General features: G+C 45.1%; 22 protein-coding genes. 16 read left to right on the forward strand and 6 right to left on the reverse strand.

The features are described from left to right. Positions 1-21 precede the first annotated feature (21 nt). From purD to ilvA, 3 genes are all read left to right on the forward strand, one after another. Positions 22-1287: a phosphoribosylamine--glycine ligase gene (gene purD / locus PAENI_RS28160; protein ID WP_076300197.1), complete on the forward strand. Its 1266-nt coding sequence runs from the start codon at positions 22-24 to the stop codon at positions 1285-1287. Between the two features lie 286 nt (positions 1288-1573). Beyond that, complete coding sequence (locus tag PAENI_RS28165; RefSeq protein WP_188114728.1) at positions 1574-2869, forward strand: SEC-C metal-binding domain-containing protein; 1296 nt, start codon at positions 1574-1576, stop codon at positions 2867-2869. 294 nt (positions 2870-3163) lie between these two features. Next, positions 3164-4426, forward strand: coding sequence for a threonine ammonia-lyase IlvA (gene ilvA, locus PAENI_RS28170; RefSeq protein WP_042184762.1), 1263 nt, complete (start codon positions 3164-3166; stop codon positions 4424-4426). An 86-nt stretch (positions 4427-4512) separates the two neighbouring features. On the opposite strand, the gene PAENI_RS28175 is transcribed toward ilvA, so the two are convergent. Both PAENI_RS28175 and PAENI_RS28180 read right to left on the reverse strand, forming a co-directional pair. Then, entirely contained in the window at positions 4513-5454 is a 942-nt protein-coding gene (locus tag PAENI_RS28175) for a hypothetical protein (protein ID WP_149647567.1), read from the reverse strand. A gap of 47 nt (positions 5455-5501) precedes the next feature. Continuing rightward, positions 5502-6164, reverse strand: a complete 663-nt coding sequence (locus PAENI_RS28180; RefSeq protein ID WP_076286938.1) for a DUF1129 family protein — start codon at positions 6162-6164, stop codon at positions 5502-5504. A 183-nt stretch (positions 6165-6347) separates the two neighbouring features. On the opposite strand from PAENI_RS28180, the gene PAENI_RS28185 reads away from it, so the two are divergent. From PAENI_RS28185 to corA, 8 genes are all read left to right on the forward strand, one after another. Further along, positions 6348-6551 carry a hypothetical protein gene (locus PAENI_RS28185; protein ID WP_149647568.1) on the forward strand — a complete coding sequence of 68 codons (204 nt, stop codon included), beginning with the start codon at positions 6348-6350 and terminating at the stop codon, positions 6549-6551. A 235-nt stretch (positions 6552-6786) separates the two neighbouring features. Next, the gene (locus PAENI_RS28190) at positions 6787-7617 is read left to right on the forward strand and encodes an alpha/beta hydrolase family protein (protein WP_042124053.1); all 831 of its coding nucleotides are present in this window, start codon (positions 6787-6789) and stop codon (positions 7615-7617) included. Between the two features lie 85 nt (positions 7618-7702). Further along, positions 7703-8479, forward strand: coding sequence for a DODA-type extradiol aromatic ring-opening family dioxygenase (locus tag PAENI_RS28195; RefSeq protein ID WP_149647569.1), 777 nt, complete (start codon positions 7703-7705; stop codon positions 8477-8479). Beyond that, a complete protein-coding gene (locus PAENI_RS28200; protein WP_316502977.1) occupies positions 8480-9721 on the forward strand; it encodes a DUF3048 domain-containing protein in 1242 nt (413 codons plus the stop codon). A gap of 202 nt (positions 9722-9923) precedes the next feature. Then, positions 9924-10541, forward strand: a complete 618-nt coding sequence (locus tag PAENI_RS28205) for a DUF47 domain-containing protein (RefSeq protein WP_149647570.1) — start codon at positions 9924-9926, stop codon at positions 10539-10541. Positions 10542-10554: 13 nt separating this feature from the next. Continuing rightward, positions 10555-11547, forward strand: coding sequence for an inorganic phosphate transporter (locus PAENI_RS28210; protein WP_042184776.1), 993 nt, complete (start codon positions 10555-10557; stop codon positions 11545-11547). 115 nt (positions 11548-11662) lie between these two features. Next, entirely contained in the window at positions 11663-11806 is a 144-nt protein-coding gene (locus PAENI_RS32385) for a hypothetical protein (protein ID WP_223179025.1), read from the forward strand. Between the two features lie 769 nt (positions 11807-12575). Then, positions 12576-13535, forward strand: coding sequence for a magnesium/cobalt transporter CorA (corA, locus tag PAENI_RS28220; protein ID WP_042184779.1), 960 nt, complete (start codon positions 12576-12578; stop codon positions 13533-13535). Positions 13536-13551: 16 nt separating this feature from the next. On the opposite strand, the gene PAENI_RS28225 is transcribed toward corA, so the two are convergent. After that, positions 13552-14121: a tyrosine protein kinase gene (locus PAENI_RS28225; protein ID WP_149647572.1), complete on the reverse strand. Its 570-nt coding sequence runs from the start codon at positions 14119-14121 to the stop codon at positions 13552-13554. A 430-nt stretch (positions 14122-14551) separates the two neighbouring features. Between PAENI_RS28225 and PAENI_RS28230 the strand changes: the two genes are divergently transcribed. The 4 genes from PAENI_RS28230 (at position 14552) to rlmD (ending at position 18317) form a co-directional block, all read left to right on the forward strand. Next, positions 14552-14842 carry a YerC/YecD family TrpR-related protein gene (locus tag PAENI_RS28230; protein ID WP_019913624.1) on the forward strand — a complete coding sequence of 97 codons (291 nt, stop codon included), beginning with the start codon at positions 14552-14554 and terminating at the stop codon, positions 14840-14842. A 3-nt stretch (positions 14843-14845) separates the two neighbouring features. Next, positions 14846-15616 (forward strand): sirohydrochlorin chelatase, encoded by a 771-nt coding sequence (locus tag PAENI_RS28235; RefSeq protein WP_149647573.1) that lies wholly within the window; start codon positions 14846-14848, stop codon positions 15614-15616. Between the two features lie 227 nt (positions 15617-15843). After that, positions 15844-16734 (forward strand): diacylglycerol kinase, encoded by an 891-nt coding sequence (locus PAENI_RS28240; RefSeq protein ID WP_042184783.1) that lies wholly within the window; start codon positions 15844-15846, stop codon positions 16732-16734. Positions 16735-16841: 107 nt separating this feature from the next. Beyond that, a complete protein-coding gene (gene rlmD / locus PAENI_RS28245) occupies positions 16842-18317 on the forward strand; it encodes a 23S rRNA (uracil(1939)-C(5))-methyltransferase RlmD (RefSeq protein WP_149647574.1) in 1476 nt (491 codons plus the stop codon). Here rlmD and PAENI_RS28250 read toward each other — a convergent pair. Genes PAENI_RS28250 through PAENI_RS32085 form a run of 3 tightly spaced genes read right to left on the reverse strand, consistent with a single transcriptional unit; the run spans position 18314 to position 20027 of the window. Continuing rightward, positions 18314-19681 (reverse strand): recombinase family protein, encoded by a 1368-nt coding sequence (locus PAENI_RS28250; RefSeq protein ID WP_262495765.1) that lies wholly within the window; start codon positions 19679-19681, stop codon positions 18314-18316. The two genes, rlmD and PAENI_RS28250, sit on opposite strands and share 4 nt — an antisense overlap. After that, positions 19678-19869: a recombinase family protein gene (locus PAENI_RS32805; RefSeq protein ID WP_262495766.1), complete on the reverse strand. Its 192-nt coding sequence runs from the start codon at positions 19867-19869 to the stop codon at positions 19678-19680. The genes PAENI_RS28250 and PAENI_RS32805 overlap by 4 nt, the downstream gene beginning before the upstream one ends. After that, on the reverse strand, positions 19854-20027 hold the full coding sequence (locus tag PAENI_RS32085; protein ID WP_188114729.1) for a hypothetical protein: 174 nt from the start codon (positions 20025-20027) through the stop codon (positions 19854-19856). Before PAENI_RS32085 ends, PAENI_RS32805 begins: the two co-directional genes overlap by 16 nt. Before the next feature lie 257 nt (positions 20028-20284). On the opposite strand from PAENI_RS32085, the gene PAENI_RS28255 reads away from it, so the two are divergent. After that, positions 20285-20923 carry a hypothetical protein gene (locus PAENI_RS28255; RefSeq protein WP_149647575.1) on the forward strand — a complete coding sequence of 213 codons (639 nt, stop codon included), beginning with the start codon at positions 20285-20287 and terminating at the stop codon, positions 20921-20923. The last annotated feature ends 472 nt before the right edge of the window (positions 20924-21395 follow it).

Genomic DNA, 21395 nt, shown 5'->3' on the forward strand with positions numbered 1-21395 from the left:
CACTGGGAGGATCATATTCGGATGGATATTTTGGTAGTTGGCGGCGGCGGCCGGGAACATGCGATGATTTGGAGTCTATCCCAAAGCCCCAAGGCAGGTAAAATCTATTGCGCACCCGGCAACGCCGGGATTGCGCAGTTAGCCGAATGTGTGCCGATCGGAGTATTTGAGTTCGATCGTCTGACGGCTTTTGCGAAAGAGAAGGAAGTAGGTCTTGTTGTAATCGGTCCAGATGATCCACTCGCTGCTGGGATTGTGGATGCTTTTGAAGCACAGGATATTCCTGTGTTTGGCCCACGCAAGAATGCAGCGGAGATCGAAGGCAGCAAAACCTTTATGAAGGATCTTTTGCATAAATATAATATTCCGACAGCAGCCTATGAGAAGTTCGACGACTATGAAGCTGCGCTAACTTATTTGCGGGAACAGCCGCTGCCGATCGTAATCAAGGCAGATGGTCTGGCTGCAGGAAAAGGCGTGACGGTTGCTTATTCGTTGGAAGAAGCAGAGCAAGCGCTCGCTGATATTATGGTCACTAAGGTATTCGGTGAGGCAGGCGCTCAGGTTGTTATTGAGGAATTTCTAGCTGGACAGGAAATGTCGATTCTGGCTTTTGTCGATGGAGAGACGGTACGTCCTATGGCTGCTGCCCAGGATCATAAGCCCGTATTTGATGGGGATAAAGGTCCTAATACCGGCGGAATGGGTACCTATTCGCCTTTACCACATATTGATGAGGCTATTATCCAAGAAGCGATCGAGACCATCATTAAGCCGACGGCAAAAGCTATGGTGGACGAAGGTCGTCCCTTTAGCGGTGTACTATTTGCGGGACTGATGATTTCTCCTGAAGGGAAACCAAAGACGATTGAGTTTAATGCTCGTTTCGGTGATCCTGAGACTCAGGTCGTGTTGCCTAGACTCAAGAGCGACTTGCTAGAAATCTTTCTGGCGGTCACAGAGGGCAGACTTGCAGATATCGACATTGAATGGAGCGACGAAGCGGCTGTATGCGTAGTTCTCGCTTCGGGAGGATATCCAGGCCCTTATCCAAAGGGTGTACCGATTGAAGGTCTTGAAGACAGCCAAGGAGGGCTGATCTTCCATGCTGGTACGGCGCGTGGTGAAGACGGAAGCTGGGTGACGAATGGTGGTCGGGTACTAGGCGTGGTAGGCCTAGGTGCTACGATTGCTGAAGCTCGTGTTGCAGCTTACGCTAGAGCCGAAGGAATTTCTTTTTCCGGAAAACAAAGCCGCAGCGACATCGCTATGAAAGCTTTGGTATAAGGATAAAGAACTGTATCTAGCATTTTTTGCGCTTAAAGTCCTAAAAAAGGACTGACAAGTGATAGAAGAAGTGCTATAATACTACACGTACGGGGGAAAATGTGCGGATATATACAGATAAGGGTCTTTCCGATCATGGGAAGGCCCTTTTAAATCGGAGTCCTTCAGACTTTGTGAAGTAACCTTATAAAGGATGCCTCGTGCCTGGAAATGATGATACTTATAGTGCATACTAGCGATACGCTTATGGCGAATGGCTACTCACAGATTTAAGGAGGAATTCGTTTTGAGTAAGATTGGAAGAAATGACTTGTGTCCTTGCGGAAGCGGGAAAAAATATAAGAAATGCTGCCTTGGTAAAGAAACTTCTGCAGTAGAGTCCATCATGCAACTTGTAAACAAGGAAGAAGCGGCAGCTAGCGAGACTGTGGCTGAGAAACAGGAACCCGTAGCACAACCTGAAGTGAAGCTAACTCTTGCTACGCTCAGAAAAAAAGTGTCACGTGATCTGAATTGGGAGCATCCAGCACATGAACAATTGGCGCTGCACCTTATTGAGAGCATGAGAGAAAGCTATGATAGAGAGCTTATTTGGGAAGCTCTAGTTCTGTGGAATGGTTATTCCCGTAAGACTAAGCCTGCTGTGAAGAAAATGGGCTCTTTCTGCGCGGCGATCGAATTTATTTTGTCTGAAGAATATGGTTTCTCCCTAACACAAGCGGATCTTGCTACCAAACATGAGGTTACTACGCCTACCATCTCTAGAAAAGTCAAAGAGATGCTCAATTACATTGAGGAATACGGCATGGGTGGTGCGGAAGAAGAATTACTTTTGCTGAATATCTCAGGCAGTCCGAAGGATCAGGAGCAAGCACTATTACAAAAGGCTATGCAAACCAATTCATCCAACCGCCGGATACAGTTAGCTGAAGCCGCATTAGAGGTTTATCCGGACAGTCCGGATGCTTATCTCATTTTGGCTGAGGAAGCAGAGAATGAAGCAGATGCTCGTGCTTTTCTAAAAGCAGGGATGGATGCAGGTGAACGTGAGCTTGGAGAAGCCTTTTTCGCTGAGAACAAAGGACATTTCTGGGACCTCCACGAGACTCGTCCATACATTCGAATTTGCAAAAGCTACGCCGACTCTTGTTGGTTTAGCGGAAATGCAGAAGAAGCACAAAAAGTACTTGAGCACATTTTAGAGCTGAATCCTGAAGATAACACTGGTGCGCGTTACCTTTTAACGGCTGCGTATCTCTACACCAACAAGCTCAAGAAGACAGAAAAGGTGCTGGAAAAGTTCGGCAATGATGCAGCGGCGACAGTAGCTTACGACCGGATGGTCTTAGAATATAAGAAGAATGGGATTACTTCCCAACTGAAAATGTTGTACCGCGTAGCGCGGAATGTGAACAAGCATGTGCCGGATTATTTGTTAGGGATCAAAAGATTGCCGCATAACCTTCCGGATTTTGTGGGAATGGGCGACGCTAATGAAGCTATCGAATATGTGATTGTACACTCGCGTTTGTGGACAAGCCTACCTGATCTGCTGAAGTGGATGCTGAAGCAACAGGATTAGTAGAATTCAGATCTTGGACGGACATGAACTTAAAGAGGCTATGGGAGATTCCTGTAGTCTCTTTTTTTTAAATATAAGAATTTATTTGTTCCACGTTATAAATTACCTTATATTTCTCGCATAAACGCTTACCGTCCTTATAGGGACGATGAAGGCGTTTTTGCATGTATAAGAAAGTATAAGATTTGCATCAATAATTGTATTGCATACAGCGGACAATGCTTGAAAAAATGTCTTTGGGAGAGTATGTTTACAAGAAGTAGAATGAATAGATGATAGTGAGGCGAGAGGGTTATGAGAGAAGAGGAAGACCGAATCGTAGGAATGGAAGATATCGTACGGGCTCATCACGTACTGCGGGAGGTCATCATCCGGACTCCACTACAGCGTGACGCCGTACTATCGGCCAAGTATGATTGCGATGTATATTTGAAGCGCGAAGATTTGCAGATTGTCCGTTCTTTTAAAATCCGCGGAGCTTATAATATGATTCGTAGTCTATCCGCAGAAGATAGAGCCAAAGGTATTGTCTGCGCGAGTGCAGGAAATCACGCACAAGGTGTAGCCTATTCCTGTAAGGCACTTGGAATTAAGGGCAAGGTCTATATGCCAAGCACAACACCTAATCAGAAGGTCAAACAAGTACGGCGGTTCGGTGGCGAGTTTGTTGAGGTCATTCTGAAGGGCGATACCTTCGATGATGCTTATGATGAAGCTCTGCAAGCTTGTATAGACCATGGTATGACGTTGATCCACCCGTTTGATGAGCCGAGAATTATTGCAGGCAATGGAACGATAGCGATGGAAGTGATGGAGAACCTGGATCACCCTGCGGATTTTATGTTCGTAACGATTGGTGGGGGCGGTTTGGCAGCAGGAATAGCCACTTATGTGAAGACGGTGAGTCCATCCACTAAGTTGATTGGTGTGGAACCGCTTGGTGCTGCTTCAATGACTGAAGCGATCAAGCTTGGAGAAGTGGTAACGCTAAAAGAAATTAACAAGTTCGTGGATGGAGCGGCTGTAAAGCGCGTTGGCGGACTGACTTATGATATTTGTTCCCGGCATCTGGATGACATCGTGATGGTGCCTGAAGGCAAGGCTTGTACCACCATTCTGGAGCTGTATAACGAGAATGCTATAGTGGTTGAGCCAGCGGGATCCTTACCTATCGCAGCACTTGATCAGTACCGTGATCAAATCCGCGGGAAGACGGTCGTCTGTATCATTAGTGGGGGTAACAACGATATTGACCGTATGCAGGAGATCAAAGAGCGGTCACTGATTTACGAAGGCTTAAAGCACTACTTCATGGTGAACTTCCCACAACGGGCAGGTGCCCTGCGTGAGTTCTTGGACGAAATTCTCGGTCCAGAGGATGACATTACCCGTTTCGAGTACATCAAGAAGCATGATAAAGAGAATGGTCCCGCGCTTGTAGGCATAGAGCTATTGTCCATTGAAGCTTATGAACCACTTATCGAACGGATGCAGCAGAAGGGTGTAGATTATGTAGAAATCAATAAGGATTCCAATCTCTTTAACATCCTTATTTAATTTCTTTCATCACTTTAATCATTTCGTTAATGAATATAGAAAGGCCCGTCCCAGAATGAATGGGGACGGGCCTTTTGTATATCATACTAGAGAGGTAATTCAGTCTTACGGTATTGCTCGACTTCATCTGTTAATTTATAATCTTTGTCCTTCATCAATTTCATGAAGCCATCTAGTTTCTGCAGGAAAGGACTGTTGTCTTTATTCTTGGTGAGAATGCTAGAGTAGGCTTTCTGCGCCTCCAAGTCCATTTCAAGATTGTCATAATGGAAAAGGGGCGTGTTATTCTGGCCGTAAAACGTATTGTTAACATAGATAGAATATAAGGATTTCACGGCTGAAATTCGGTTCGATTTCGGATGATTTTGAATAAATTGCTCTTGAGATAGTGCTCGCGCAGCTACATCGGTCCAACCAATGACCAGCCCGTTATCCTTGGAGGAGGGCAGATCAGACTCCGTAGCCATAATGGATAGATACGCGCTGATATCGTCAGTGACATAAAGCTTATATTTGCGGTAAGCCTCATAATCGATCACCGGGAAAAAAGTGCCTTCCGCGGTCTCCAGTTTATATCCATTTTCGCTGGCACTCTTCAGCAGTGTGCGCAGAGTGAGATCTTCTGTGGCATCAGCAAGGGTCTTCATACTAGCGCCAGCCTTATAGATAGTGGTGAGCTTCCGCTGGACATTGCTGGTACTGAATTTGCTCTCCCACGCCGGAAGCGCCGCCTTGTGCAAATTCTCAAGCTTCAGTGTCATTATCGTGGCACGATACGAACCTACCGCATACATATTGGCGTTCAAATATTTAATAGCTTCGGGTAACTTGTTAGAGGAAGACAACAGCGGCAATGCTGCTTTATAGATAGCCTCCGCATGATTATTGTTTGCTGTCATAGGATTTGCCTTAGTGCCTCCCACAGGAGGGCTGGCAGCGCCTTCAGCTTGAATCGTTCCTATAGGTACCGCGCCTAGTCCCAATGTTACTGCTAGAACAGAATAGAGAATATATTGCTTCTTATTCATGAAAGTTCCCCCTGTCTATCGGATGAAATATGGGTGGAGCATGACTTTTATTTTCTAAAAAATATAAACTTTAGTCCAATTGCCCCAATCAGGGAAACAATTAAGCTTACCCACGGGGATAAAGTAATGACCGGAAACAATCGGTCGAGGTACAAGCCAATGAATACGGCAACTACGGCGATTCCGATATAGACGCCAAGGCCTTTGATATCAAAGGGTTTGGCTTTAGGTGCATCCCCCTCAGACAAGGAGGTTAACCATTTCATAATAAGTTCGATCAAGATAATGGAACCTGCCCCCACAGCGAAGAGTGTGAAGAGGCTAATCTCTCCGAACATCCCAGGTGATCCGTTAGTCCATTGCAAGAAGAGTCCACCTATAGCAAAGATCCCGAACAAACAGGTTAGAGCCGCGCAGGGAATCATCAAGTAATAGTTCCATTTGCTGCGTGCTGAGCGTGTGGGAACGCTGTCTATGATTTCTTTAAAATAATCATCCGGATTCTCGCCAAACACCTGTTTAGCGTTTTTACCTTTTTTCTGTTCTTTCAGAAGCAGCTTGGCTGCATCCAGTAAAAGTTCTTCAGCACGGAGAGCCTCTACCCTACTGGCGCGCATCGTCAGGATCATATCTTCAAAATAGGATCGATTGAAAGGCGTCATCTGCTCGCGCAGGGCGTTATTTTCCTTAATCATATCTTTCACTTTCATAATAGGGATGTAAACCTCCAGTAATGTTAATCGGTATAGTCTTTAACCTAGAGTATACGTTTGCCTGACAGGTCAGCGCAAGGACAAGCATTTCTATTTTCCTATGCATAATCCTTTTATAAGAGTGAACACTGATAATGTTGTTGCTTGATCAATATAGCTTTGGGAAAGGTTGGGAGCTTTATGGAACATGAGAACAAGAAAGAACAGGAAAGAGTCATGGGCAACGGTTTCGAGCCTACGCCCAATCATTCAATGGGGGATTGGGGCGGCTCTGATGGATTCAGCATGTGGAATTCCACAGAAGAACCAGCAACAGAGGGTGCGCTTAAGGATTGGGAAGGCAGTCAAGAAACCCATGAGATGTTTAACGACAGCTATGATTGATTGACGACCCTGGAAGCTCATCATGCGATTGAAAAACAGCCAGTCTTCATTATTTTGGAGACTGGCTGTTTGACGTTCCGGTTTATACTCCGAATTTGCTCTTGCAAATTACTAAGATCTGTCCCGTTCCTGTTGACAATATGAACGAAATCTTTATAATAAGAATATAATTCACACTAAGTTAATCGGAATTCTAATAAATTAAAATAATGATTAAATATAGGAGGTTACGGCAATGGAACGGAATATTGTAATTCGGCATAACGGCGAAGAATTGACAGCGAGCATCCATTATCCGAGTAAAGAGAAGGGAACTTCCACACGTTGCAAGGACAGATTGCCATTAGCTGTAATCTGCCATGGATTTGTGGGTAACCGGATTGGAGTCGATCGGATATTTGTCAAAGCAGCTCGTGAGCTGGCGCAAGATGGGTATATGGTCATTCGATTTGATTATGCGGGCTGCGGTGAGAGCAGCGGTAATTACGGCGGGGAGGATATGGAGTCGATGATCGCTCAGACTAGAGCGGTGCTCGATTACGGAATTAGCTCTGCCGATGTGGATCCACAGCGTGTGACGCTTATTGGCCATAGTCTGGGTGGGGCGGTTGCGCTTCTGACAAGTATTCGTGATCGCCGCGTGAAGAATCTCGTGCTGTGGGCCTCCGTGGGTTACCCCTTCAATGATATTGTGAAGATCGTAGGGCGGGAGGCTTATGATCGATCGGTGAAGAATGGATCGGCGGATTACGTGGGCTACTCGTTCACACCGGTATATTTCAATTCTTTGGCGGCCTTCCAGCCTTTCCAAGAGGCTAGTAAATTCAGCGGTGATGTGCTCGTCATTCATGGTACGTCTGACGATGTCATCCCCGTGGATTATGCATTCCTTTACCAGAAATTATTCTGGACACGTCCTGAGGGACGATGCGATAAAGAGATCATTTTTCAAGGTGATCATACCTTTTCTTCTGGGCCAGCACAGCAGCAGCTGCTAAAGCGGACAAGAGAGTGGATGAACGAACAGGAGCATGTGCAGACAGAGTGGCAAAATTGGATGATATAGGTGATGGACTTTACTCGCAATAACTTGAAATTAGCGGTAAAATAAAGATGCACACCATATACTGGGTTATGGAGGTTGGCATCCTATGAAATTACCGTCATTTTTTATCGCGCACGGTTCTCCGCTCCTCGCACTGGAGGATAACGAGTATACCCGTTTTCTGGAGCGGCTTGGTCAAGAACTAGAAGCACCACGGGGTATAGTAGTATTCTCAGCGCACTGGGATAGCCCAGAACAGCTACTCACCATGGATGAGAAGCACGAAACACAACACGACTTCTACGGATTCCCTGAAGAAATGTATACGCTGACCTATCCAGCCCCAGGCGATCCAGCTCTAACCAAGCGGATTTCCGAGCTCTTTAAGGGTAACAATCTTTCACATCAGCCCGTTCTGGGGCGAGGACTCGATCACGGAGTCTGGGTAATACTGAAAAAAATGTTTCCGAAAGCCGATATTCCGGTAGTCGCTTTATCCGTCGATTCACTACGTTCTCCCAAAGAACAGTACAATATCGGGCGGATGTTAGCCCCTCTGTGTGACGAAGGTATACTGCTGATAGGAAGCGGTGGACTTGTTCACAATTTGCGGATGCTTAATGAAAGTGATCAGCCTGAAGAGTGGGCGCTTGAATTCGATGCGTGGATTGCCAAAGGGTTAGAATCTTGGGATCTACCTTCACTGTTTGCTTATGAGAAAAAAGCTCCGCATGTTCGAGATGCGGTTCCATCTTACGGAAGAGAGCATTTCGCACCTCTCTTTTATGCGATGGGAACAGCGGATGGCAGCAGGAAGGCAGAGCGAATATTTCAAGCGTATCAATATGGGACATTAAGCCTCAATTGCTGGAAGCTAGACTAAATGGATAAGATACACGCAGGGTACAGCCGGAGATCGGCTGTGCCCTTTTTTAATGCAAGCGGATCAAGACAAATGGGACTGGCTGTGATTAAATGGAAGAAACCAGTTAAGATACATAAAACGTTTAGGAGGAACTACAAGCTTATGAAAGTAAACTGCTCTTCTTCCCGTCTATTATCTGCCATTGTACTAAGTACCCTATTGCTCTCCGCTTGCGGAACAGAGAGTGCAAATAATGTAATTGCCCCGACACAGCAACCTACAGCAGATCCCGCGCCAATTGAAACGATCCAGCCATCGCCTACAGTAGATCCATCTGCTGAACTCGTTTCCGGATTAACAGGTCTTCCCGTTTCTGAAAACAGTCTCCCGCGTCCCTTAGCTGTTATGATTAATAATGCTCCGGCGGCCCGGCCACAGTCGGGGGTGAGTGAAGCGGATATTTTATATGAGGTCCTTGCTGAAGGTGGCATTACGCGGTTAATTGGTATTTTTCAAAGTCATACCGGAGTGGTCAAAATCGGACCGATTCGCAGTATTCGCCCTTATCTGCTCGATATTGGCGAGAGCTACGGTGGTGTGACGGTGCATGCCGGGGGGAGCCCCGCGGCTTATGCCATTTTGCAAAAAGAGAAAAAAGCAGATATGGACGAAATCGGTCGTGCCGGAGCCTATTTCTGGCGGGACAAAGCACGTAAAGCCCCTCATAATCTCTACAGTAATGCAGCGAAGCTTCGGGAAGGTGCCGAGAAGCTGGGTTATGAGAAAAGTGTGAAGGTGCCAGGGTATCTTTTTAATAATCCAGATTACATACCAACAGCCGGAGAACAGGCCGCTGAGTTTAGCGTAAACTTCTTACTTAAAAGCTATAAAATTGACTATAAATACGATACTCAGCTCCAGACCTATCAGCGTTACGTGAATGGTAAACCACATTTGGATTTGAATAACAATAAGCCAGTAGAAGCTGCAAATGTGATGGTGATGGGTTCCGATCATAAAGTACTTGATGATGTTGGAAGACTTCAGGTTGACGTGGAGCTTGGTGGTGAAGCGCTGCTCTTTCAGCGGGGACAGGTCACAAAGGGCAGATGGTCGCGTGAGCCAGGTGATGTGATTCGGTTTGTGAAGGATGGTAAAGAAGAGCTAATGTATCCAGGAATCACCCATATTTTGGTTGTCCCTAATGCACCTTCATTTAGCAGTCATGTGGTATACGGCGGAGCAGATAGTGCAACCTAAGAAAGTCGGAATATCCAGTGTTATACAGATTTGTGTTCGGAATTATGGGTAAGTGTTAATAGAGTGTAAAAAAGTTCATTTCTATAGCTTCTATACCTTCTACGGATATGTTAAGATAACAAGGGTTGTCATTCATTTTCATGCTTTTTACATATGGGTGGCTCTGTACTCACGGTAATATTATGTAAAGGGGTTTAAAACAATGAAGTTGAGAAAAAAGGACATATTCTTTGAGACGCTAGAAAATATGGCGGATACCATTGTCCAAGCAGCAGACTATTTTGCTCAGAATATCACTGATCTTCAGAATAATGTCGATAATTTCGCTGCAGAGATGAAGAAGTACGAATCCCAATGTGATACTTACACGCACACCGTAATTAAGGAATTGAACAAGACGTTTATTACGCCACTTGAGCGTGATGACATTATGGACTTGATTACAAGCATGGATGATGTCATTGATGGCTTGGAGGCATCTGCCTCACGTTTCTATATGTACAACCTGTTAGACCCGGATGAATACATTGTACAATTCGCCGAAATTCTTCGCCAATGCGCCTATGAAATTCAAAAAGCAGTTCATTTGCTCTCCCAGAAGAAGCTACTGGCCATTCGTGAATATACGATCCGTCTGAATGACCTTGAGAATCAAGGGGACGAAGTCCTTCGTATTTGTACCAAAGCTCTATTTGAAACCGTTAAGGACCCGATTGAGCTGATTAAGCGCAAGGAATTATATGAGCGACTCGAGACCACTACAGATAAATGTGAAGATGTAGCCAACATGTTGGAATCGATCATCATGCGCAACTCATAAGGGGTACTAGAATATGGAAACATCGATATGGATTCTTGGAATTGTTATATTTCTCGCGCTTGCGTTTGACTTTATTAATGGTTTCCATGATACGGCCAACGCGATTGCTACCTCTGTCTCTACACGTGCGTTAAAACCTCGAACAGCTATTATTATGGCGGCACTGATGAACTTTGTCGGAGCTTTGATGTTTACAGGTGTAGCTAAGAAAATTGGTGGAAGTATCACAGACCCCACGTTGCTGGAAAATGGTCTGGATATCATAATAGCCACGCTGATTGCTGCGATTATTTGGAATTTGATCACCTGGTGGCTCGGAATTCCGTCCTCCTCCTCTCATGCACTGATCGGCGCTTTGGCTGGTGCAGTATATGTGGGTGCAGGTTCGTCGCATATTAACTGGGGCGGATTTGTGGAAATTGTCGAGGGCTTGATCTTCTCGCCAATTATTGCATTTGTTATCGGTTATATCATCATGACAGTCCTGAAATGGATTTTTGCAAAGCGTAGTCCACATACGGTTAATAAGGGCTTCCGTTCCATGCAGGTTGTGACGGCGGCATTACAGTCGTTTACTCATGGTACGAATGATGCGCAGAAGGCGATGGGGATCATTACCTTTGCCCTCGTTACATCAGGACGCCAAGAGACTATGGATGTAATCCCTCTATGGGTTAAGGTTGCTGCGGCTACGGCTATGGCACTCGGTACCTCCATTGGTGGTTGGAAGATTATCAAGACCATGGGTACGAAGATTTTCAAAATCGAGCCGATCAACGGCTTCGCGGCTGATATTTCCGCGGCTTCCGTTATTTTCTCGGCAACACTGCTTCATTTGCCAGTCAGCTCCACACACGCGATCACTTCAGCGATCCTGGGTGTTGGCTCCGCAAAACGCTTCTCTGCCGTGAAATGGGGAGTAGCTGGACGTATTGTAGTTACTTGGTTTATTACGATTCCAATCAGTGCGGTATTAGCCGGTCTGATTTTCAAAATCATTTTTTAAATCCCTTTAATAAAAAGATGTCAGTTAGCCTTTGGCTGCGGACATCTTTTTTTGTTGTTTGGGTGGTGAGGGGCGGGAGTGGTATAAATCCCGTAGAATTGACGGGATTCGGCGATTGGAGGAGAAAGAACGGTATAAATCCCGTAGAAATGGTGGAATTGGGCGATTGGAGGAGAAAGAGCGGTATAAATCCCGTAGAATTGACGGGATTCGGCGATTGGAGGGGAAAGAGCGGTATAAGTCCCGTAGAATTAGCTAAGTTACGTCGAAGAAGCATAAAGAGGGGCATAAATACCCCAGAATTGGCGAAATATCGTCGAAGAAGCATAAAGAGGGGTATAAATACCCCAGAATTGGTGAAATAGCGTCGAAGAAGCATAAATAGGGGTATAAATACCCCAGAATTGGCGAAATATCATCGTATAAGCATAAAGAGGGGGATAAGTGCCCCTGAATTGGCGAAATATCATCGTATAAGCATAAAGAGGGATATAAATGCCCCTGAGTTGGCGAATGATGTCGAAGAAGCATATATAGGGACATAAAAGCCCCAGATTTGCAGAGTCTAGCTCGTATAACCGAGAGTGGTTAAAGCTTGGATAAGGTGCGTATGAGCTTATGTCTGGACGTAGCTATTTGGCATCTGTCGAATCTAAGCGGCGGGTTAGAATTTAAACTAACTAATCATTAAACAAATCACTTGATACGATTTGATTAAGTACGGTGACAACCCAACCCAACCCAACCCAACCCAACCCAACCCAACCCAACTCAACTTACTCTATCCATTCTATCCCCGCCATCTGAGGAGCATCGTTATATACACAATGAGCCGAATGATCAGAGGGAGAAGAGGATGAATGATACTATCTAAAGAGTATTCCATCCTTTCCGGAATGGGACGCTATAGAATAATGGAACCTCAGAGCTACGACTTCTCGGCTGAGATTCTTTTTTGTTATTTTTGGAAGACTCCACTTCTTGCGGTACAATAGATGCGTGGAAGAAGATGAAGCGGAGGAACATTTATGATACGTACACTTGCGGTGACGCATACAGGTGAGGTGCTGACAGACATACCTTTGCAGGATATCCGGCGGGAGGATTATGCATGGATATGGGCAGATTTTGCTACACCTACGGCAGAGGAGACGCTGCTGCTGGATCACTATTTTCATTTTCACCCTTTGGCGATTGAGGACTGTATGCATGTGCTACAGCGGCCGAAGCTGGATCATTATGAGGAAGTTCAGTTTTTTGTGCTGCATGCGCTGAATGAAGAGACGCTGGATGCTGAAGAGATTGACCTTTTTTTGAGTGCAAATTACCTCGTGTCCTATCATCATCAGGAAAAAACAGAGATGAATGAAGCTTGGGAGCAGGTGAAGCGTGAAATACATAGTCGTAAAGGCTGGTCGGGTGGTCCGATGGCGGCTGCATATACTGTAATGGACAAGCTGGTAGATAAGTATTTTCCATGCCTCTACAGTTTAGAGGACGAGCTTGCAGATCTAGAGAGCAATGGCGGCAGTGAGTCGGTGGAGGATTTGATGAGCCAAGTGTTTAATGTGCGCGGAAGGCTGCTCAAGATGCGGCGGACGATTGTGCCGATGCGCGATTTGATGTACCGGATCGTGAATTCGCAGCATGTCCAGAGCAACGGTGAGGAACGGATTTATTTTGGCGATATCTATGACCATTTGTTAAAACTGTCGGATATGATTGAGGCGGATCGAGAAATGACTGCGGATCTACGTGACAGCTACATTTCTCTTAACTCCAACCGGATGAATTCGATCATGAAAACACTAACAGTAATCACCACCGTATTCATGCCGCTGACGCTGATCGCCGGAATTTATGGGATGAACTTTGTAGTGATGCCTGAACTCGAATGGAAGTATGGGTATTTTGGCGTTCTGCTGTTTATGCTGGTGGTGGGTGTTAGCATGTTCAGATGGTTCCGGCGTAGTGGATGGTTTAAGTAAAAATAAAACGTCACCGCTATTTGCGGCGACGTTTTCCGGTAGAGGGAGTAGAGCGCCGGCGTGTGGTTGTAGTAGATTTACGACGCCCGGAGGTGGAGCGTCTTTTTTTGCGCCGACTCGGGCTGTACAGTGCGGCATCCTCTTCGGCTGCCAGTGCGCCTGCTGCTCCTTTTCCTTTGCCGAAGCTACCCATGAAGAGCTTAACCATCGGAGCCATCTGCTGGAAGCCGGACATCACCTTCTGCACTTTACCCATGGAGTTTACGATCCCGTCAATACCGCCCATTCGGTCGATGATACCTTTGATTTGCTCCATATTCCCACCGATTCCGCCCCCGCCGCCTAAACCGCCTAAGCCGCTAAGCAATCCGGCAAGCCCGCCGCTTGCCTTTGTTGTAGCTTCAGCAGCAGGAAGCGCTAGAGCTGTTTCAGTGGCAGCTTCTGCTCCTAAAGCGGGAAGGATTCCGCTCTCTCCTGGGGGGGATGAAGGCGCATATGGACTGAGCCCGGGGTAAGCAGATGCATTATAAGTATCGGTCAGTGAACGCTGGTTCCGGCGGGAATGATTATAGTAATGATCAGGCATAATATCACATTCCTTTGTTAGTGGTTTGCTATACTGTATGTCATGGGCGAACATACGGTATAGACGAATGCCCGGGTTACCCGTGATAGGAGCGGAAAAGGGCGAATGCCTATAATCGTCTTTAAGAAGTGAAAAAAGCGTGTACATGCTTGATTTTCGGCGCTTATGTAGTACTATAGTGTAGGTGCTATTTCTTATGTAGGAAGAAACAAACGTAGTTTGATACATATTGAGTGTGCGCCACGGGTGGACGTTTGTCCATCGATTTCACTCTTTACAGCGTGAAATCGTTAATGCTTGAAAAATGCGCTCCAGTGCAATATAGTAAAGGCAGGATAGTCGCATGAGGTTTATGTTTCCGGAGCTAGTTTTGTACGGAGCTTAATTAGAGAAACTAATGCTGATAGAACTTTTAGGGGATGAAAAGCTGATGCAACTTAAGAAGTTGAATGATAAAAGTATCGACCAATTATTTGAAGCTATTTTAACGTTAAAAAATATGGAAGAATGTTACGTGTTCTTTGATGATTTGTGCACTGTGAACGAGATTCAATCGCTGTCGCAGCGACTGGAAGTAGCGCGTATGCTCGGCAAAGGCTCCACCTACAACCAGATCGAAGCAGAGACGGGCGCAAGCACAGCTACGATTTCCCGTGTAAAACGTTGCCTGAACTATGGCAATGACGGATATAAATTAACGCTGGAACGTTTGGGACGCTAATTTATGGTACCGGGCGTACTTATTATCAGTCATGGCTCTCGCGATGAGGCTTGGGTGTCAATCGTAGAGGAAGCCGTAAGCGGATTATCGCTAGGTGAAGAGATTCCTGTTGTGGTCTCTTTTTTAGAGCTGGTAGAGGGCCGTCTGATTCAAGATGGAATAAATGAGCTGGAACACGCAGGGATCACAGATATTATTGTGATCCCATTGTTCGTTTCCTCAGGAAGCACACATGTCGATGAGATAGAATATGCACTTGGCGCCAAACCTGAGCCTGAACGTGAGACGGATTTAGCGCTGTTCTCAGTGAAGGCTAAAGTTCACTACGGTTATCCTATCGACGATGATCCGGACATCGCTGTAATGATCTGGGACAAGCTACGTGAGCTGTCTACGGAACCGAAGCGAGAGACGATTTTGCTTGTGGGTCATGGTAGTGTATATGATGGCTTCCGGCAGCGCTGGCAGAAAGGTATATCTTCGCTGGCGGGACGTGTACGTGAGGTAAGTGGCGTAGCGGCGGCCGACTATGGTCTGCTGAGTCCGGATAATATAAGAAGCAAGGTAGAGTATTGGCAGGAGCAGGGTCACGAGGTTCTGGTGGCGCCGCTTTTTTTGAGTGAAGGCTATTTTACTAAGCATGTGGTTCCGAACAGACTTAAAGGGTTAACCTATAAGTATTCTGGTCAAACGCTTCTGCCCCATCCCCTTCTTCCGCATTGGATTGAGAGACAGGTAGAGATACTCCTCGAACAGATTCGAATGAAACGATAAAGCACCTACCCTTGAACACACTTAATCATAAAAAAGTGCCCATATCCGTGGATAATACGGGATTTGTTGCATACACATATAAATAGTTGTTTTTCTCTAACTTAGTGTCATTAATTGCTGTATAATGGAATATTTGCATGAAAGGGCCTTTAACATTGATTGTAGTGGTCCGAATTAGGTATAATCAATTAGGTTATTCTATTATAAAAACAGGTGGCGTTCCGGTAATGAAAACTGCGAGATTGATTTATAATCCCACTTCTGGACGGGAAGAAATGAAGAAGCGGCTCGCCGATATTTTGGACCGGCTGGATATTGGTGGCATTGAAGCTACCTGCCATGCAACAACCGGAGAAGGCGATGCTATGCTAGCTGCTGCAGATGCAGTAGAACGCGGTTATGATTTGATCATAGCAGCCGGTGGCGATGGCACTTTAAATGAGGTTATAAATGGTATGGCGGAGAAGCCTAATCTTCCCCCGCTCGGCGTTTTGCCGCTTGGTACTACTAATGATTTTGCACGTGCAATGGGGATCCCGAAGAACTGGGAAGATTCCTGTGATCTGATCATTCGCCAAGAGACACGTCCGATTGATATCGGTAAGGCAAATGACCGTTATTTTATTAATATAGCAGGCGGCGGTAGTCTAACCGAACTGACATATGAAGTTCCTAGTAAGCTGAAGACCATGATTGGGCAGCTTGCGTACTATTTAAAAGGTATTGAAAAAATGGTCAGCCTATCTCCTCAGGAACTAATCATTCGTGCCAATGGGCAGGAAGTTATTCATGATGAGTTTATGCTGTTCCTGATTGCAAATACGAATTCTGTTGGCGGCTTCGAAAAGCTTGCTCCCGGCGCTCGGATCGATGACGGTCTATTAGATGTTATAGCGGTTAAAAAATGCAACCTAGCAGAGTTTGTCCGTTTGGTCAGATTGGCTCTTCGTGGCGAACATTTGAATGATAAGAAGGTTATTTATTTCCGTACGGATGCGATGGATGTAATCTCTCCAGGACATGTCCAATTGAACTTGGATGGCGAACTGGGTGGAGAATTGCCAGGGCGATTCCGGATTTTGCCACAGCATTTGCGGATTTTTGCTGAAAATAACTAAGCTAAGAGCGATTGTAGATGATTGTGGGATATATAGTTATGATAATGAGTGAAGGCATTTAATTGGGTTTATACAGCGATGATAATGAAAGAAGTGAACTATAAATAATGAGTAAACACCGCAGTGGACGCAGCACCAGCCGCCCAGTCGGCAAGGCGCCTGTCGCCGGACTGCCTGTGAATAAAAATGATGAGGTTATGCTCGATATTATCGGCATGACCCATGAAGGTGAAGGGGTAGGCCGCGTAGAAGGCTTTACCCTTTTTGTGCAGGGAGCCCTTCCCGGAGAGAAGGTCCGGGCAAAGGTGCTCAAGACCAAGAAGCAGTATGGCTACGCCAAGCTGCTGAATTTAGTAGAGGCGAGCAGCGCCCGCATCGCGGCGCCTTGCGAGATCTATGACCAATGCGGCGGCTGTCAGCTGCAGCATATGGACTATGCGGCTCAGCTGGCGTGGAAACGGCAGCTGGTGGTGGACAACCTGGAGCGGATTGGGAAGCTCCGGGTGAGTGGTGGTGGCGGAGACGCTGGAACGGATCAGGCAGCGGGCATTCTCGTCCGCCCAACACTGGGCATGGACGAGCCTTGGCGTTATCGCAACAAGGCTCAGGTGCCGATCGGCGTAACAGAAGGCGGCCTTGTGGGGGGCTTTTACGCGCGGGGAAGCCACCGGATCATCGATATGGAAACATGCTTGATTCAGCATGAAGATAACGATGACGTTGTGCGCAAGGTGAAAGAAATCGGACGGAAACGCGGCATTACTGCTTACGACGAAGAATCCGGCAAAGGCTTACTGCGTCATGTCGTAGTGAAGAAAGCCTTCCGTACTGGTGAGATGATGCTCGTACTCGTCACTAATGGCGAACGTATCCCACATCTGGACGAATGGATCACTGAGATTCGTCGTGAAATCCCAGCTGTTACAAGCATCTGCCAGAACGTGAATACTAAGCAGACGAACGTAATCTTCGGTGATACAACACGTACCCTTTGGGGGAACGACGTTATTTACGATTATATCGGCGATGTGAAATTTGCAATCTCCGCGCGTTCTTTCTATCAGGTTAACCCGGCTCAAACCGAGGTTCTCTATGGTAAGACGGTGGAGTATGCTGGACTTACTGGCAACGAGACTGTTATAGATGCTTATTGCGGTATCGGGACGATTTCATTGTTCCTTGCACAGCATGCTAAACAGGTCTACGGTGTAGAGATCGTAAGTGAAGCGATTGAGGATGCACGGGCGAACGCCACTTTGAATGGTATGGATAATGTAGTGTTTGAGGTAGGCGCATCTGAGGATGTAATCCCTAACTGGAAAGAGCAAGGGATTACGGCAGATGTTATCGTAGTCGATCCTCCGCGTAAGGGCTGCGATCCACGACTTTTGGAGACGATTCTGGCGATGAAGCCGGAACGTGTGGTGTATGTGTCTTGTAATCCGTCGACACTGGCAAGAGACTTGCGGGTGCTCGAAGATGGAGGGTATAAGACAGTGGAGGTAACTCCGGTGGACATGTTCCCGCATACGGTGCATGTGGAGTGTACAGTGTTACTAAATTTGAGAGGGACTAAAGATTAAGCCCCTCTTTTTTCTATAAGCCTAACCGTTTGTGGCTGGGCGATGTTGTAATGAATTGTTTTTACAGTACCGTCTTCATTGACTTCAATCTTTTGAATGAGTCTTTGAAGTACCTGCTTCAAAACTTGTTCATCCTCGATGTCTAGTTTAGCGAAGCGGGATATTTGCCGCTTAAAGGCATGGACTTGGTGGTCCGTGTCTTTTTTCGCATGTAATATATATTCAAATTCTGACTTGCTTTTCGAAAGTCTTGTTTGTTCATCTTGAATGTACTCGTTTTGTAACTTAAATTGCTCAATGTCGATTACCTTTTCGGAAAACAGCTGTAAGAGGCTTTGAAATTCTTTGTTTAGCTGACTAAGCTGCTTGTTGATTTTCACCAACTCTTTAGTGTAGCTGCTTAGTTGTTTATTAGCTTTCTCGTTAGCCGCCCCATATAGCTTTTCTAGCTTAACGTTATCCGCTATAAGCCCCTTGAGGTCGTCTTTTACGGCTTGTAATAATGTTCCTGACTCTATGATGTGAGATGAACAGTAAGACCGTGTATGCTTAACATACCCTCCACAAACATAAGCCCCGTTCTTCCGTCTGTCGTTGCGAAATACCATCCCCTTTCCGCAATCAGAGCAAACAGCTATATGAGCAAATAGACTTTCCTGCCCGTTGCTTTTGTTCCTAGCTTTTTGCTTCATCTTTTCTTGCACTGCGAGGTACTCGTCCATTGAGATGATCTCAGGATGGGCATTTTCATAAACAATTTGCTGATCAGGGGTTACCCGTTTTCTCTTTTTGGAAATGAAATCCTTTGTTTCTTCTCGATGGTGAACAAGTGTCCCTGTATACACCATGTTGCTTAAAATTAGTTTTACCGTGCTTTGGTGCCATAATTGCCCAGCATTACTTCCGCCTGATACAGTTCTTGGGGTGGGAATGCCCCTTTCAATAAGATGGTTGCTTATTTTGTACATGCCCCAATTTTTATAAAGATAAAGATAAAAAATTTCTTTAACAATAGGGGCATAATCTTCATCCAACTCCAAGCGCTTATTTATCAGATCACGCTTATACCCAAAGGCAGGGAGGGATGCCTTATAAATTCCTTGCCTTGCACTTGATCTTAACCCTAGCTTTATTCGATCTGACAGCTTAGCACTTTCCTCCTCCGCAAGTACTGCTTTTAGGTTAAACATCAGCTTGCTAGTGCTTGTCTCAGTGTCATAGTTATCCTCAGGCAGAATTAAACGAATCCCAGCAGATTCAATTTCATGAGCAGTCTGCAAGTTCTCTACAGTGTTCCTTCCTAACCTTGATACAGACTTCGCAATAATGGCGTCGAACTTTTTCTTTTTGCTATCACCAATCAAGCGCAGCGCATAATACCATCTCGCTTGTTCCTAGTTGCGCCGGTTATTCCATCGTCGATGTATTGCCCGACCACAGTCCAACCATTATGGGCCGCTAAAGTCATAGCATAAGATACTTGGTTTTCAAGGCTATTTTTTTGCGCATCCCGCTTTGTGCTGACACGTGCATAGATTAGTACTTTAAACATGTTTTTCCCCCTTCTTTATCCATACAAGAATGGGGAGTATTCGCTTTATCGCTATCGTAAGCGGCAGATATAATTTTGTCAATTTGACCATTCAATATAGAAATCAACGCTTCTTCCAAAGTGTATTTTCCGTTAAATAATCTTTCTAACTTACTCATTGTCATCCCCTCCACCCTCCCTATCGAAATGGGTGAGGGGTTAGTTGTGACGAAATATAACCAATCAGTGGGAGATATTGTTGGAATTATAGTCAGGTGCCATCTTTTTTATGCTGGAATACTATATGCTTGCTTCCTCACTAAACCATCTATATAGAACGAAGTGTAAAATTAATATCGCAACTTTTTGAATTCCTTTTCGATAGGGAGGGTGAAAATCAAATTCTATGGTCAATTGACCGGAAGGGTGATCCACTATGACTAATAATTTTTTGGAATTGTACAGTGAAAACCAGTATGCGTTTCCGATCCATGCTCATATGCTAGACTTTTCTAAGAGGATAGCTCCTAGCAATGAGGAAATAAGGTGGTTGCTGAATACAGGATATTCTCCATTTCCTCATGCGCTGCGAAGATGTATTGGTGTTACCCCAACTGAGAAGATATTGTTTGATGAGATTTGTTATACATTAGGCAATGATTTAAGTTCCTCTGTAACCAATAGCTACCTTGCCGAAGTATTAGGTATGAACAAGGATACAGTGGCCAGTAATCTGGATAAGTTGATGGTAAAACAATTTATTGAGATAGGGAAGTTTGGCACTAGACAATTTTTCGTTCCTAAAGACCTTTCGAAAAATGCCTACCTAATCATGTCGGAAACTACTCATCGGATCAGAAAGTATTTTAAGGTAGTCAATGTTCCAAAAAAATTATGTAAAGATGGAGTGATAAAAACGATTGAGATAATCACAAAAGGGGAGGAGTATCTAGGATTTATCAAAGAGATAGACTCAGCCAGTGATTCTGAGATCACTGTTTTGTTAGATAGTTATTTTGATTTCGTTTTTCAAGCAGTTCGGGAAAGAGTAAAGGTTGAAATATTTATTGAATAAGAGATTTTCTATATCTATTCCGAAAAACTCGGAGTAAAACTGTAAGAAGCCGCAGGAGTTTAAGCATAACCCTGCGGTTTTTTATATTAATTCTTTGATAGTATATGGAAATTTATACTCAAGGAATAAATATATAAAGAAAAGTATAAAAACTCAAGAAAAACGATTAATCCAAAATATATAACTAACTCTCGCCACCTACGGAGGCGAGGATGAGTTGAACCTTAATAGATATAAAAAAACCTGCATTTAAGCAGAGGTTCTAAGTTAAGTCTATTCACTATCAAGTGTAAGTTCGAACGTAGTGGCGAACTCTTGTAGATCATCGATGTGAATTCTCGACCTACCTCCGTATCTTTTTGCAGGTAGATAACCTCATTCAATGAAACTTGTAACAGCTGAAATACTTACATCCAATTTCTCTGCTGCTTCTTGAACAGTCAAAAGTTCTGAGAGTGTGCTCATGTGTTTT

The organism is Paenibacillus sp. B2(2019) (genome assembly GCF_008370385.1).
Lineage (GTDB): Bacteria > Bacillota > Bacilli > Paenibacillales > Paenibacillaceae > Paenibacillus_AQ.